The organism is Pseudomonas sp. PAMC 26793, from assembly GCF_000313235.1.
Lineage (GTDB): Bacteria > Pseudomonadota > Gammaproteobacteria > Pseudomonadales > Pseudomonadaceae > Aquipseudomonas > Aquipseudomonas yamanorum.
Genome location: NZ_AMXG01000015.1, coordinates 284,513 through 297,857 on the forward strand (window position 1 = coordinate 284,513; position 13,345 = coordinate 297,857).

22 protein-coding genes are annotated in these 13,345 nt (G+C 58.6%); 15 read left to right on the forward strand and 7 right to left on the reverse strand.

Features of this window, described 5'->3' with window-relative positions; genetic code table 11:
- Positions 1 to 58 precede the first annotated feature (58 nt).
- Positions 59 to 808 carry a flagellar brake protein gene (locus D109_RS0104475; protein ID WP_017475861.1) on the forward strand — a complete coding sequence of 250 codons (750 nt, stop codon included), beginning with the start codon at positions 59 to 61 and terminating at the stop codon, positions 806 to 808.
- A gap of 61 nt (positions 809 to 869) precedes the next feature.
- Here D109_RS0104475 and D109_RS0104480 read toward each other — a convergent pair whose 3' ends face one another.
- Positions 870 to 2,255, reverse strand: coding sequence for an MFS transporter (locus D109_RS0104480; protein ID WP_017475862.1), 1,386 nt, complete (start codon positions 2,253 to 2,255; stop codon positions 870 to 872).
- Between the two features lie 512 nt (positions 2,256 to 2,767).
- Here D109_RS0104480 and D109_RS0104485 point away from each other — a divergent pair.
- Complete coding sequence (locus D109_RS0104485; RefSeq protein ID WP_017475863.1) at positions 2,768 to 3,979, forward strand: site-specific integrase; 1,212 nt, start codon at positions 2,768 to 2,770, stop codon at positions 3,977 to 3,979.
- Here D109_RS0104485 and D109_RS0104490 read toward each other — a convergent pair.
- The gene (locus D109_RS0104490) at positions 3,972 to 4,511 is read right to left on the reverse strand and encodes a hypothetical protein (protein WP_017475864.1); all 540 of its coding nucleotides are present in this window, start codon (positions 4,509 to 4,511) and stop codon (positions 3,972 to 3,974) included. The two genes, D109_RS0104485 and D109_RS0104490, sit on opposite strands and share 8 nt — an antisense overlap.
- A gap of 116 nt (positions 4,512 to 4,627) precedes the next feature.
- On the opposite strand from D109_RS0104490, the gene D109_RS0104495 reads away from it, so the two are divergent.
- The 4 genes from D109_RS0104495 to D109_RS0104510 all read left to right on the forward strand — a co-directional run bounded on the left by D109_RS0104495 (position 4,628) and on the right by D109_RS0104510 (position 5,933).
- Positions 4,628 to 4,834: a helix-turn-helix domain-containing protein gene (locus tag D109_RS0104495; RefSeq protein WP_017475865.1), complete on the forward strand. Its 207-nt coding sequence runs from the start codon at positions 4,628 to 4,630 to the stop codon at positions 4,832 to 4,834.
- A 95-nt stretch (positions 4,835 to 4,929) separates the two neighbouring features.
- The gene (locus D109_RS0104500) at positions 4,930 to 5,202 is read left to right on the forward strand and encodes a hypothetical protein (protein WP_017475866.1); all 273 of its coding nucleotides are present in this window, start codon (positions 4,930 to 4,932) and stop codon (positions 5,200 to 5,202) included.
- Positions 5,203 to 5,264: 62 nt separating this feature from the next.
- A complete protein-coding gene (locus tag D109_RS01000000131700; RefSeq protein WP_032868238.1) occupies positions 5,265 to 5,465 on the forward strand; it encodes a helix-turn-helix domain-containing protein in 201 nt (66 codons plus the stop codon).
- A 63-nt stretch (positions 5,466 to 5,528) separates the two neighbouring features.
- On the forward strand, positions 5,529 to 5,933 hold the full coding sequence (locus D109_RS0104510) for a hypothetical protein (RefSeq protein ID WP_017475868.1): 405 nt from the start codon (positions 5,529 to 5,531) through the stop codon (positions 5,931 to 5,933).
- A 468-nt stretch (positions 5,934 to 6,401) separates the two neighbouring features.
- On the opposite strand, the gene D109_RS0104515 is transcribed toward D109_RS0104510, so the two are convergent.
- The 5 genes from D109_RS0104515 to D109_RS0104535 all read right to left on the reverse strand — a co-directional run bounded on the left by D109_RS0104515 (position 6,402) and on the right by D109_RS0104535 (position 7,968).
- On the reverse strand, positions 6,402 to 6,731 hold the full coding sequence (locus D109_RS0104515; RefSeq protein ID WP_017475869.1) for a hypothetical protein: 330 nt from the start codon (positions 6,729 to 6,731) through the stop codon (positions 6,402 to 6,404).
- Positions 6,728 to 7,015 (reverse strand): hypothetical protein, encoded by a 288-nt coding sequence (locus tag D109_RS0104520; protein ID WP_017475870.1) that lies wholly within the window; start codon positions 7,013 to 7,015, stop codon positions 6,728 to 6,730. Before D109_RS0104520 ends, D109_RS0104515 begins: the two co-directional genes overlap by 4 nt.
- The gene (locus D109_RS0104525; protein WP_017475871.1) at positions 7,012 to 7,197 is read right to left on the reverse strand and encodes a hypothetical protein; all 186 of its coding nucleotides are present in this window, start codon (positions 7,195 to 7,197) and stop codon (positions 7,012 to 7,014) included. The genes D109_RS0104520 and D109_RS0104525 overlap by 4 nt, the downstream gene beginning before the upstream one ends.
- A 121-nt stretch (positions 7,198 to 7,318) precedes the next feature.
- On the reverse strand, positions 7,319 to 7,543 hold the full coding sequence (locus D109_RS0104530) for a hypothetical protein (protein ID WP_017475872.1): 225 nt from the start codon (positions 7,541 to 7,543) through the stop codon (positions 7,319 to 7,321).
- Between the two features lie 221 nt (positions 7,544 to 7,764).
- Complete coding sequence (locus tag D109_RS0104535; protein ID WP_017475873.1) at positions 7,765 to 7,968, reverse strand: hypothetical protein; 204 nt, start codon at positions 7,966 to 7,968, stop codon at positions 7,765 to 7,767.
- A gap of 348 nt (positions 7,969 to 8,316) precedes the next feature.
- Between D109_RS0104535 and D109_RS0104540 the strand changes: the two genes are divergently transcribed.
- The 9 genes from D109_RS0104540 (at position 8,317) to D109_RS0104580 (ending at position 13,309) form a co-directional block, all read left to right on the forward strand.
- Positions 8,317 to 8,769 carry a DUF2280 domain-containing protein gene (locus D109_RS0104540; protein WP_017475874.1) on the forward strand — a complete coding sequence of 151 codons (453 nt, stop codon included), beginning with the start codon at positions 8,317 to 8,319 and terminating at the stop codon, positions 8,767 to 8,769.
- 603 nt (positions 8,770 to 9,372) lie between these two features.
- A complete protein-coding gene (locus tag D109_RS0104545; protein WP_017138405.1) occupies positions 9,373 to 9,789 on the forward strand; it encodes a DUF5681 domain-containing protein in 417 nt (138 codons plus the stop codon).
- The gene (locus tag D109_RS0104550; RefSeq protein WP_017475875.1) at positions 9,786 to 10,217 is read left to right on the forward strand and encodes a hypothetical protein; all 432 of its coding nucleotides are present in this window, start codon (positions 9,786 to 9,788) and stop codon (positions 10,215 to 10,217) included. Before D109_RS0104545 ends, D109_RS0104550 begins: the two co-directional genes overlap by 4 nt.
- Positions 10,204 to 10,422: a hypothetical protein gene (locus D109_RS0104555; RefSeq protein WP_017475876.1), complete on the forward strand. Its 219-nt coding sequence runs from the start codon at positions 10,204 to 10,206 to the stop codon at positions 10,420 to 10,422. The genes D109_RS0104550 and D109_RS0104555 overlap by 14 nt, the downstream gene beginning before the upstream one ends.
- A complete protein-coding gene (locus tag D109_RS0104560; protein WP_017475877.1) occupies positions 10,419 to 11,252 on the forward strand; it encodes a hypothetical protein in 834 nt (277 codons plus the stop codon). The genes D109_RS0104555 and D109_RS0104560 overlap by 4 nt, the downstream gene beginning before the upstream one ends.
- A gap of 69 nt (positions 11,253 to 11,321) precedes the next feature.
- The gene (locus D109_RS0104565; protein ID WP_017475878.1) at positions 11,322 to 11,666 is read left to right on the forward strand and encodes a hypothetical protein; all 345 of its coding nucleotides are present in this window, start codon (positions 11,322 to 11,324) and stop codon (positions 11,664 to 11,666) included.
- Between the two features lie 8 nt (positions 11,667 to 11,674).
- A complete protein-coding gene (locus tag D109_RS0104570) occupies positions 11,675 to 12,253 on the forward strand; it encodes a tail assembly protein (RefSeq protein ID WP_017475879.1) in 579 nt (192 codons plus the stop codon).
- A complete protein-coding gene (locus D109_RS0104575) occupies positions 12,250 to 12,834 on the forward strand; it encodes a tail assembly protein (protein WP_017475880.1) in 585 nt (194 codons plus the stop codon). The genes D109_RS0104570 and D109_RS0104575 overlap by 4 nt, the downstream gene beginning before the upstream one ends.
- A gap of 43 nt (positions 12,835 to 12,877) precedes the next feature.
- Positions 12,878 to 13,309: a hypothetical protein gene (locus tag D109_RS0104580; RefSeq protein WP_017475881.1), complete on the forward strand. Its 432-nt coding sequence runs from the start codon at positions 12,878 to 12,880 to the stop codon at positions 13,307 to 13,309.
- Positions 13,310 to 13,345: the final 36 nt, after the last annotated feature.

Sequence of the window (13,345 nt, forward strand, 5' to 3'; positions counted from 1 at the left end):
TGCTGGCAAAATGAAAGCACTTGCGTGTAGTCGTATTTTGTCTGGAGATGGAAGAACCGTGTTCAACGCCCCTAACGCGGAAGATGCTCCGCAGCCACCCAAGGTACTCACCACGCCGCTGGAAATCGCGGGCACCTTGCGGATGCTACAAGAGAGCCATGATCCGCTGATCATCACCTTCCACGAACGCAACCAACGCTTTCAAAGCTACCTGGTGGAAATCGACCGCGACAGCAAGACGCTGGCCCTGGACGAAATGATCCCGCGGGACGGCGAACGCTACCTTGAGAATGGCGAAGCTTTCCGCATCGAAGGTTTCCACGATGGCGTGCGAGTGGCCTGGGAAAGCAACGGCACCCTGACCATCGACGAAGCTGGCGGCCACCGCATCTACCGCGGCAGCATGCCCGACGAAGTGATCTACCATCAGCGTCGCAACGCCTTCCGCGCCGCCCTGAAGCTGGCGCAACTGGTCAGCGTCGAACTGGGTGGCGAGAAACTCAAGGCCCCCATCAGTGGCAAGTTGCTGGACATTTCCGCCACCGGCTGCAAATTGCGTTTCGAAGGGGACATCTCCGAGCGCCTGCAACTGGGCCAGGTCTACGACCGCTTTATCGCCGCCCTGCCCTTTGGCAGCATGACCACCTCGGTGGAACTGCGTTACCTGCACTTCGAAGAAAGGATCAACACCACCTTCGCCGGCGTACGCTTTCATAACATGAGCGGGCTGGTGCAGCGTCAGGTCGAGCGGTTTGTGTACCAACTGCAGCGTGAAGCTCGCCGCTTCGACAAGGACGATGATTTTTAAACCCTAAAGATCGCAATAAAAAAACGGGCAGTTCCTCAAGGGAACTGCCCGTTTTTTGCTGTCAGGGGCGCGCCCTGCTCAGGTCATGGGGGTGCTCATCCGGGTCCGGATGCTCCGGGGGCTCGGTGACCGGTGATGGCTCCTCCACCTCGGGATCGACTTCAGGCTCAGGGCCCTCCGGAACGGCGGTCTGCATCTGCTCCTGCACCACCTGCTCGTCCACTCGTGGGTCGAGACACGCCACCAGCGGCGAGCTGGACATGCTGTCAGGCATCGCCACGTGATGCAGCGGTGCATCGTCCACCTGATGCAGGTTGGTGACGGCCTTGGGCCGGATGCGCCACACCAGGATCAGCGCACACAGGCTGAAAAACGCATACAGCATGTGGCTGCCGAACAGCTTCATCACCACACCGGCCAACAGCGGGCCTACGCTGGCGCCGACACCGTAGGTCACCAGCAACATCGCGGTAAGCGACACCCGGCGATCACCCTCGACGTGGTCGTTGGAAAACGCCACGGCCAGCGGGTAAAGGCAGAACTGCACCAGGGAACAGAGAAAGCCTGCGACAAACAGCACTTCCAACGGCACCTGGGTCATGATCGCCAACGGCAACGCAGCCACCGCCAGGCACAAGGCGAAGCAGCGAATCAACAGCGCGCGGTCATACCGATCAGACAGCCAGCCCAACGGCCACTGCACCAGCAGCCCGGCAAAAATACAGCTGCCCATGAACAGACCGACCTGCTCGGTAGTCAGCCCCTGCTGAGAGGCGTACAGCGGCGCCAAACCATAGAAGGAACCCACAATCAGCCCGGCCCCCAACACCGTACTGAGGGACTGCGGCACCCGCTTGATGAAGAAGCGCGGTTCCATCGGCGCCGGATGCAGGGGGGCCGGGTGAATACGGCGAGTCATGGCCACCGGCACCAGGCACAGCGCAAAACACAGCGCGACCAGCATCAGCAACTCAAGGCCCAACTCAGGGTGCATCACAAGGATCAGTTGGCCCAGCACCAGGCCCAGGTACGAAGCAATCATATAGCCGCTGAACACCGCCCCGCGTTGCTTGGCTTCAGCCTGCTCGTTAAGCCAGCTCTCGATGACCATGTACTGACACATCATGCCCAGGCCGACAATCATCCGCAGCACAATCCAGGCTGGCAGCCAGTTGATCAGCCCGTGGCCCAACACCGCCGCACCGACGATCCCGGCACAGGTGGCGTAGGCCCGGATATGCCCGACGCGGCCAATCAGGCGGTGACCGATCTTGCCCCCCAATACCAGGCCAAAATAGTTGGCGGCCATCAGCGCACCCACCCACAGGCTGTCGACGTGATCTGCCGCCAGGCGCAAGGCCAGGTAAGTACTGAGCAGGCCGGAGCCGATCAGCATCATCAGGGAAGCAAAATAAAGGGCTCGAAAAGGTTTCCAGATCTGGCGCATCGGCGTTCCGAGCGGCTCCTTGCTGTGGGTGTCAGGACTACCGGAATGATAGTCCCGGGTCGTCGGGTCCGGACAGCCAAAACACGCGGTTGCCGGGGAATATTTTGCTCATGCCAATTGGCTACGTGTCAGACGCTCGACAGTGACCTGCGAGGTACACGATGTAGACGAATACTTGCTCCGCCCCGCCCAAGCCTCCCGTGTGAACCTCAAACGCGGGCAAGGTTCGGTTGGTGTTTGAAAAGACTGCCGCACTCAAACGCCCGGGCACAAAAAAGCCCCGCCAGATAAATCTGATCGGGGCTTGCTGACGTATCGGCCGCGGGGGCAGGAACGATTATGTGGTGTCCCAGGGCCGGTTCGAACGGCCAACCTTCCCCTTAGGAGGGTCAAAAGACAGCCAGCAAACAAAGGACGGCACCAGTAAATCAGGGGCTTTACGTTCCGTTGAGTACAGCGGAACACAACGGTATAGTGTTTTTTGCTGTCACCCTGCTGTCACGGTCGAGACCTTGAAAACCAAAATCACTCAAAAGCTGATCGGCAGCCTGGCCGCCGATCCGAAAGCATACCGCGTGCATGACACTGTGCAACCAGGTTTCTTCATCCGCGTGCTGCCCAGCGGGCACAAGTCCTACATGGTCACCTGGGGGCGCAACAAGAACGCCACCCTGGGGCGCGTTGGCGTTCTCACGCTCGATCAGGCCAGAACCGAGGCCGCCCAGTACTTGGCCGACGCGCACGCCCACGGCGAGCCCCTGGCAGTCGCCCAAGGCCGAAAGGGCATAGCCCTCCCCTCTCTGCGTGAATTCATCGACGACACCTATATGCCGTGGTTCAAGGCCCACCACAAAGGCCATGAAAAGACCCTGCACACGCTCAACAACAACTTCGACGCGATCATGCACCGGCGCCTCGGCGACATCACTGGTCGCGACCTTGAGCAGATCCGCACCGGATGGATGCAGGCCGGAAACAAACCTTCAACGGTGAACCGCAAAATGGGCTCTATCAGCGGCGTATTCAGTCGCGCGGCAGAGTGGGACTACATCGCGGATCACCCTCTGGCCAAGCTGAAACAGCTCAAGGTCGACTCCAACGGAGTTATCCGATACCTGAGCACGGAGGAAGCCAAGCGCCTGCGGGAAGCACTGGACGCCCGCCAGGATGAGGCGCGCGCAGAGCGCGAGACGGCGAACAAGTGGCGCGCAGATCGGGGCAAAAAGCAGTTGGCCAGCCTGCTGCAGATGCCATACACGGATCATCTGAAGCCAATGGTGCTGGTGTCCCTGAATACGGGCATGAGGCGCGGCGAGCTGTTTGATCTGAAATGGCCGGCCGTGAACTTCGACACAAGGACAATTACGGTCGCCGGAGACACCACCAAAACAAGCGACACGCGACACATCCCGATGAACAAGGAGGTGTTTGGAGTGCTGGACGAGTGGAAAAAGCAGAGTGGGGATTCCCAGTATGTGTTCCCAGGGCAGGACGGCGGCCGCTTTGAGGATGTGAAAAGCGCCTGGCTCAAGCTGCTGGAGCGGGCACAGATCGAGGCGTTCCGCTGGCACGATATGCGGCACGACTTCGCATCGCGCCTGGTGATGGCCGGCGTGCCCCTCAACACAGTGCGGGACCTGCTGGGGCACGCCGATATCAAAATGACTCTGCGCTACGCCCACTTGGCGCCCGGCACAAAGGCTGCAGCAGTCGAGCTTATTTAGCCTTCGACTGCTGGTGCATCCTTTTGTAGTCCTCATAGGAAGGCTCGAAGGGCTTGTTGCTTTCAATGAAGCTGACGTAACCCTCGATCAAGGGCCATTCCGACCTGACCTTTTCCAAGTCCAAGAAGTAGTTGTATTCAGCTTTATAGCCCCACTTCTCACTGAGCCCGTTCAAATCCCCATATAGGTCATCAGCGCCTTTGAAATAGTGGTCACCAGTGACAACCATTGCTTGGCGCCAAGCAGTCTCCCCTGCGTACTGAGGGCCGAGCACACCAGCCCTCAGTTTATAAACGACCTCATCGTCGCTCCATATGGCCGTAAATACATTCATGAAGCTGGTTTTTTCTGCCTCACCACCTTTCGGCAGGAATGGATTCACCACATAAAAATCGTGCATACCGTTTTCAAGAAACGTCTCCAGTAACTTCACGATCTTCTCTTTTTGCGAAGCCGCCAATAGCTCCAGAGCCGCCTTCAGGTAAGGGTCAACTCTGGCCGACAGAACGACCTTGTTTGAGCGGTTTGCCATCTAAAGACTCCTCGCGTCTACAAACTTTTTGCTTGCAGATCGTGTTACTTACAAATACGATGTTTACGTTCCATTCAGTATCATACAGACCAACGGAACGATCAAGGGGAAACACAATGAATGCAGCGCTACAGTTTGACCCGTCTCAAATTTCCATCGGGGTTGATGAGGCGGCACGAATCACGGATTGCACCCGGACCGGCATCTATAAGGCCATCGCCGCCGGCGACCTGAAGGCTTTCAAGATCGGTCGTCGTCGCCTGATTCTGGTGTCGGAGCTAAAGGCTTTTGTTGAGCGCGCCGCTAAGGCTGGTGCTCGGTGAAGGCTCGGCCTGGGATGGCCTTAGAAGGGGTTGTCGAACCGGTGCTACCAACACCGGCCCGACGTATCGCATCGGAATGCTTTGGGAAGCCACAGATGAGACTGATCAATTCTACTGCCAGCGCCGCCAATAGCGCCAGCGAGGCACACAACCTGATCAGCGGCCGACGCGCGCTGATCCTGACTCCGGAACGCGCCAACCTGATTGGGCGATCCGGCATCCTGCTACACGCCGACGGCGACTACTGGCTGATGGTGGTCGAGGGCAAGCGGTACCGCGTCCTCACTCGCAGCCTCATGCAATTGCCTGATGACTTCACGCCGCCGCCAAAGGCTGCAGCATTGTGGAGGGCTGCCAAATGCGCGTAGAGCCAATCGAACCCGGACAGCCAGACCCGGACAGCCACTCAACAGAGGCGCAAGCCCTGAGGATGATTCAGGCCCTCAAAGTCGGGCCGGTGTCCTCCATCGACGCGGCACGCTCCCTTGATATTGTTCACCCGCCCTCCACGATCCGACACCTGAGGCGCAAAGGCTGGGCAATCATGACGGAGTGGTGCTACCAGACCGCCGCACCAGGCAGGCGCCCGCACCGGGTTGGCCTGTACGTCCTTACCAAGGAAAGCCAGTAAACGAGCCGCGTAGACGCCCTCATTCCCGAGGGCGTCGCTGCGCGCCTGCCTGCGAGTTGCCGAATGGCCAGAAAGACTAAATACAAGGTCGACTTCGGCGGTGGTCGAGTATTGGCCTTGCCCTATCGACTGCTGATCAGTGACGCCTTCGACAATCTGTCGACAAAAGCCGTGACCGTGCTGATCAAGCTGGCCAGGAACTACAACGGCCGCAACAACGGCGACCTGTCATGCACTGCCTCAATGATGGCAAAGGGGAAGCCCATGGACGCCAAGACGCTTTCCTCTGCCTTGGCCGAGCTGATGGACGCCGGGTTGATCATTCGCACCAGGGAGAACCGCAAGGGAGGCAGGGAGCAGGGAATGGCTCGTTGCGCGCTGTACGCGATCACCTGGGCAGCGATAGACGACTGTCCTGGCAAGGATCTGGAAGTAGGGCCTGGCCCGCCACGATTCAGGTTCGTGTAATTCGAGTTTTTCGGTGGGAATTTTTCCGTCGAGTAGTGGGATTTTTTCCCAGTCATCGACCTTTAGCTGTCCCGTTGCGTCCCGTTAGTTTTCTTGAGTGGCGGGGTACTGGGATTTTTTCCCACTACCTTTCAATAAAACCGGGGTCTCCAGCGGTGTAGCTGGAAGGAAAATATCCCACCCTTATTAAATTACCACCACCAGGGGTTTATAAGATGGGACCACAGACGTACCAACAGGCCCGATGCACCCATGGGTATGCAGGGAAATGTAAGCGTATCGGAGGCTTCACTTTCCTTGTTATCGACTGGTTGCCTTGGACAAAGATCGGAATGTGCAGACCGTGTGCCGAGGAAGTGAGGAAGGACCTTATCTACCTCGCGGAGAAGGCACCCACCGCCAACAAATGAAAAAGGGCACCACCCTGTGACGGGGTAGTGCCCTCGATAACGCGAAAGTTTCGTTGTTTCAGGCTTGGTCGGACAGCAGCCTGTATTGCGTCATGTAGGTCTCGTCGTCGATCAAGCCGCAGTTGAGTAGCGCCGATAAGTTCCCCTGTGCGATCCCGTACTTAGAATCGGCGAGTGGGCCTCTTGCTTTGGCGGCCTTGATCGCATCATCCACCGCCTTCTCCACCAGCCGCTTTCCAGTCCAGTACACATCAAACTTTGAAGCGTCAGTGAAGTCGATCAGGCCCGCACCCAGGGCGCGGTACCGAAGTCCAAGCAGGGCCAGCTCGGCGATCCGCTCACTGTCCAGCCCTTGCAGCGCTTGGTGATTGGCAAATGAGACAGTCATTGGTCACCCCCAACGTCTACAGCAGCGTGCACAGCGCCAGAGTAACGATGCTGGTAGAGAAAGTTACGGCTGGCGAGAGTGACAGTTTCGAGACGGCGCTCGATCTCAGTGGCGACCGGGTTATCGAAACCGCCAAGTGCCGGGATCACATGACCCATGAGTATTGCGCGCAGCTCTTTGAAAGTGGCGCGAGCCTCATTCATGCGCGCCATTTCTTCGGAGCTGATGAACACGTCGCGCAGGACCTCGCCTTCAAGCACCAAAACAGCCGGGAGGTTGTTCATACGACACCCCCTAAGCAGATCCCGCGTGATGGGGCGGCGCCCGGCAGAACCTTGAAGCTGATGTCGCCCAGGATCTTCAACGGGGCCAGCTCGGTGAGCTTGATGTTGGCCGGCAGCGCCATGATGGCGATGATTTGGCCGCGCGCATCCAGAATTTGGATGGTATTCTGTTTAAATTGCATGACGTGTACCTTCAAGTTGTGTCGTGCGATAGCCGGGCCACTGTTCGCGCAGCGGCCTGGCACCTCTTCTGCGATGGCTCAAATACGAGCCATCGATCCAATCGGCGAAACATTCCGCCGGTTACTGCTTACCCTTCTCGCTGATCCAGCCCGCCGCCCAGCTCAAGGGGTCTTTCGACTCCATCGGCTTGAGTGGCTTCCCGTCGCGTGCTGCCTGCTTACCCTCCTGCTCCGTCTCTTCGTGAATCCACACGGCTGTGAGCTTGTAGCCGGCCGCGCGTTGGCGTTCTTTGTAGTCCCGCTGCCTGGCGGCTGCTGAGCGCGGGGGCTTGGCTTGATCTGTCATCTGTCCTCCCTGTTACTAGTTACGATGGAGTAAAGGTATATCACCGTTACTAGTCACGCAATAGGTGGGGGGTGCAAAATAATTGCAGCCCCCAAATCTGGGGCGAGTGCACGACCGAGATATCCCGAAATTTTGGGGCATCTACCGGAATCCCGGTAGTTTCGCGAGCAAGTCGTAAAAGGGGTCTCGTTCCTGGAAACGACTCCCTCAATCTGAGGAAGTTACAGCCGCATTTGCCGGATGACCTGGCGAGGATCGGCGCCGGCGGATATCGCTGAAATTGCGTCCTTGGTCAACTGGTCCAGGGCCTGCTGTTCGAACGCCTCGGCCATGGATGCAGCCTTGCGTACTATCAGCAGCGCCAGTTCTGGCGGGAATGCGGTCTTGGATGGGTCGGGCAGGTAATCGCAGTCGATGACTGACATAGGGGTTCCAGAGATGTCCTGACTTCTCAGGGTATCTCGACACAGCGCCAGGTGAAAACTCTACATAAACGCGAAAAGGCAGGGGATTATCGTGCTGTGTGACGATTTGGTCTCACTGAGACGGTTTGGTCTATCTGGCAGATCGGGAGTGGTTCCGATTTTCTCGGTACTCAGCCCAGGCGTTGCGAGACAGACCATATGAGCCGAATCGGACCGTATGGCCTGACTGGTCGGTAACGCTACTAACGTTACTTTACCGTTACCTAACGTGCGCTCACCGGCATTGCCTTTGCGTGCCGCCTGGGCAAGCATGAGGATTCTTGACAGACCCTAGACAGATTCCAGCCCATGGCCGCGCTCAGCAACGAAATCAAAGCCTTTATCGTCCAGTCCCTGGCGTGCTTCGACTCGCCCTCACAGGTTGCGACCGCCGTTAAGGATGGCTTCGGCGTGGTCGTGTCGCGCCAGCAGGTCGAGACCCACGACCCGACACGCAAGAGCAGCAAGGGCCTGGCAAAGCGCTGGGTGACGCTGTTCGAAGACACCAGGGCCGGTTTCCGGTCTGAGGTGGTCAAGGAGCCGATCGCCAACCGATCCATGAGGTTGCGCGCGCTTGGGCGGATGCTTGAAGAGGCCGAGGCGCGCGGGCACCTGGTGATGGCGATGAAACTGATGGAGCAGGCAGCCAAGGAATGCGGCGACATCTACATCAGTCGCAGGGCCAGGACTGACGCCGGCAAAACCGAGCCGGCAGACCGCGTGGCGGTTGAATTCGTCCTGGCGCCGCAAAAGGACGCCTGACAGCAGGTCGGAGCAGGTATTCCACCACTGGTGGGGAACATATCGACGACCATTCGACGACTGCTCGACGACCGCTCAGCGAATACCGAGATGCGTCCAAAGCTGGACACATCAAATCCGCGCCACGTTTTCAAATCTCGCAAAACGTGGCGCGGAACCTGACCTCCCGAAATGGTATGTCAGCCCTCCCCGCTCCATCCTCAATCTGAGTTCGGACTGAGCCGGAAACCCGGCCATGTATCATTTTGGCTGCTGCCGACTTAATGCAACAAAATCCCCCTCTCCAATCCTGCCAAAGCCAACTATTTCAGTCCCATTCAATCCCGTTCTGTGTAGCACCTGAGGTGCACCTAAAAAGCACTGGATAAATGATCAGATCATGCCTAATGTGAGTTTTTGAGCCACTCAAAACCCATTCGAGGCAGCACCTATGAACACAGCTAAGCCCGCCCGAGGACGCCAGCACAAACCTACTCGCTCCGAAGTTGCTGCCGCCTGGGGCCGCCTTCGCGAAGCCGCAGCAGACGGAAGCGTTCAAGCATCCGCCCTGCTGATAGCGCTCGCTGAAAACAAACCGGTCATCGCTATGGAATCGCCCACCGCATGACTGATCGCGATAAAGCCGGCAAATGGAAGCCGGGGCAGTCAGGTAATCCCGGTGGTCGCTCTGGCCAAACGCAGGAGCTGCGCGCCCGGCTCGCAGAAGGTGCGGACGCCGTGACAAAAAAGGTTCTGACAGCAGCCAAGAAGGGCGATATGCAGGCTTGCCGACTGATCCTTGAACGCCTGGTGCCGCCAATCAAGCCAACTGCCGAGACAGTGTGCTTCGAGCTCGACGATACCGACCTACCCAGCGCAGCCAAATCAATCCTCCGCGCAGTTGCCGCCGGCGAGCTGCCGCCCGACCAGGGCAAAGCATTAATCGAAGGGCTGGGCGCTGTTGCCCGGGTTATCGAAGTTGCAGAGCTACAGAAGGCCGTCGAAGAACTCCGCGAACAGATGGAGGGAATGCGGCAATGAGCATTAAGTGGATGCGGGCCGAGCTCAAGCGAATTGCAGAGAAGATCGGCACCGACGACGAAGAGACAGTTCTCGTTATGTTGACGGTGGTGGACTGCCGGGTTGACGCGGTTGAGGACGAGATGGACTACCCCAAGACAGTGGGCCATTCGTTCAACTATCCCGTCTTGGGCGTACAGACGGTGATGCACTTCCCACTGTGCACCATGAACAGCAATGACGCGGCCAATCTGGCAGAGGCGTTCATTCTCCACGTCCGCGCAATTGAAAGCCTCCGCCGTCCCGCTCCGGTAGGTGTGATGGATATGCGGCCATTCCCAAGTCCTGGTGCCTGGATCTTCCCGCCACTGGCTGCTGGGCAAGACATCAAAGATCACGTCGCAAAACAGTATCAACTGATCATCGAGGCCCGCCATGAACATCCGTAGCCAGGTGGCTAAGTTGCGCCAGCAATCCGGTCTCACCCAGTTCAATCGCGACGTGCGAGAGATAAGCGCCCTTATGGACGAGTTGCACGCAGCAGCAGCCGGCGGCGGCACCCAAGAGAGCGTGTCCCTATTCGAGATCCTGAGCGAAGCCTCAGACCAAAAAACGGTCGAACCACGGCCAGACAATCAAAAGGTAACCCAATGAAAATCGGCAAACGATCCGTCCTCAAAGTTGGCTTGGCCAACCTCCATTACTCCGAATACGAGCACTCCCAGGTAGAGGCAAGAACATTCAATATTCAGCGACCCGATGGCACCAAAGGCACCTGGCAGGCCGGTGGCTTGCTGAAGTCTGTCCGCCATTTGCAGGGCTTGTCGCTGGAGGCGTTCAAGGACCTCGGAGAAGAAATCCTCTCGATTCGCGAGAACAAGGACCTCAACGCCGCTGCCATTGAGCGCAAGGGCAAGGAGCAGATTGATGGAATCATCCCCGCCCTGATGCCGGCGATGGAGAAGGCGGCAAAAGATATGCTCACGTTGGCCCAAACAGTGGCCAGTGGATTTGCAGCGGTCACGCCCCGCGCTAGCTCGGACGTTGTTGGTTTCCTGGCTGATCAGGAGCTGCGATCCATCGTGCGAGGCCTCAAGCCTGAAGAGCGTCAGCGACTAGTCGCTGAGGCGCGAGCAGGCAGCCACCCCGACGTTGTAGAGGCGGTGCTCAGGGCAAACCCAATGCTCTCCGGGCTATCACCAGAGGCGGCTGACAGCCTCTCTCGTGCAGGCATTGCCGCGTCGCGCGCTGAAGACATCGAAGGGCTCAAGCAGATGCTAGCGATCTACGATGACGTGCTGGCCACCGCCTCCAATGCCGGTGTTGCACTGAGCGGCATGGTTGCCAATTCGAATGGTTACACGGGCCGATTTGAGAAGTGGCGATCGGGCTGCGAGGGCTCCGAAGCGCTTCGCGAATGGCTGGCGAAAATGCCCACTCGCACCTCTGCAAAAGCGACCCCTGATCAATCCGAAGCGGCCTAACTGCCCATACGTGCGCTGCGCAAGTATTGGTAGCGCCGATCAGCCGGCTGATTCTTTGAGTAAGAAGACATGACGTTTCAAGAGCGCTTTACCGAGGCGTGCAAAACGCAGAAATTCAAACCCTACGAACTGATCCAGGGGCCGAACGCCGGCTACACAGTGTGGGAGGTGCAGCACGTCAGTGGTGGGCAGCAAGTGACCATCGACGGCCCCTTCTTCACCGAGGACGAGGCCAGGGTTTCGGCCGACCTGCTGAGGGGCACATTCCGAGGCGCCCGGGCCAGCGAGGCTATCTACAGCCGGGTGTGGAACTACGACCCGCGCCAGGAGCAATTGACCATCGATCAGGCGCGTATGTCGCGCGCAGTGCTCGCCATTCGCCTTGGGCTTCCTGCCCCTTCCACCAATCCATAGGAGGCCCCATGGCCGCTACAGCATTCGATAACTCCCCTATGACCACCGTCAAACTCTACGGCCAGCTCCGGCAGTTCGGCCGGTCCTACGACCTTGCCGTGCGGACGCCGGCGGAAGCCTTGAAAGCACTGTGTGTGCAGATTCCCGGCCTGGAGCGCTTTATCTCAAACGCCAGGTCGCGCGGGTTGGTGTTCGCCGTTTTTCGGGGCAAGAAAAACATTGGGGAGAGTGAGCTCAACTACCAAGGCCAGGGCGACATCATCATCGCTCCCGTGATCGTTGGCAGTAAGCGTGCGGGCATCTTGCAGACGATCATAGGGGCTGTACTGATCGTTATGAGCCCTTTCACAAGCGGTGCAACTCTTGCGCCGGGCATCGCCTTGGCTGCCGGCGGCGTGATTCAAATGCTGAGCCCTCAAGCCCAGGGGTTGAAGTCCAGCGCCGCGCCCGAGAACACACCCGGCTACGCCTTCGGCAGTGCGAAAAATACTGTGGCATCGGGCTTGCCCGTACCTCTCTGTATCGGCCACCGTCGCTGGGGTGGCGCCATCATCAGCGCTGCTATTTACGCTGAGGATCGGGTATGACTGCCATCGAATATTCACCGCGCACAACCATTCTGCTCAGTGGCTCACTGGCCAAAAAATATGGCCGTCGACATACCTATGCCCTGTCCGCTCATGGCGATACAAGGGAGGCTTTAAGGGCAATCGATGTGAATCACCCGGGCTTCCTGAGCGACATCGCGCGAGCAAGGTCTATCGGCCTGGAGTTCGCAATTTTCCGCAACAGGAAGAACGTAGGCGAATCCGAGTTGACTCTCGGCGGGGCCAGGGAAATAAGGGTGGTTCCAGTGATCACCGGGAGCAAGCGCGCCGGGATACTTCAGACCATCGTCGGCATCGTGCTGATCGTAGCCAGCGCATTTACAAGCGGCGCAACGCTTGCTCCAGGGATTGCGCTCGTGGCCGGCGGCGTAATCCAAATGCTCAGCCCCCAGGCCGGCGGTCTAAAGACCAGCGCAGCCCCCGAGAACACGCCCGGCTACGCCTTCGGCAGCGCCAAGAACACCACTGCATCAGGCAACCCGGTACCGCTCTGCTACGGCAAGCGGCGGGTAGGAGGCGCGATTATCAGTGCCGCGATCTACGCCGAAGACCAGATGTAGCCGGACTGGTATAAAGTCCCCCATCAACCCACGAGGAAGAAATATGCACAGGATTTTGCTCACTGCCGCAGCCCTGTTGCTGGCCGGCTGTTCTAGCACACCGGTAGAGCCAGGTTCGGCCAAGCGCGTCCCAACTGATCGGGTCTACGCCTACCAGTCCGCCGTCCCTGGTGGTGCGACGCTGGTGGTAAGCCGAGATAACGGCTTTTGGGCGTCTGGCGGCTGCCTGGCCACCGTGCTCATCGATGGCAAAAAGGTCGCCAGAATCAACACCGGCGAAGTGGTGAAATTCCAAGTCAAGCCAGGCCGACATATCGTCGGCATCGCCGGCGACGACGAGGGCAACGGCCTTTGCGCAATGCAGATTGGCCAGCCAATGAAAGAGACGGCCTCAGAGGTGGCGGCGGGCGAGGTTCAGAAGTACCGAATCTCTGGCACGCAGAACGGCACGGATATTCGCCCCAGCTCGCTTTGACCCGCCACCGCGTCGAAAACAACACAGTGTGTTGAA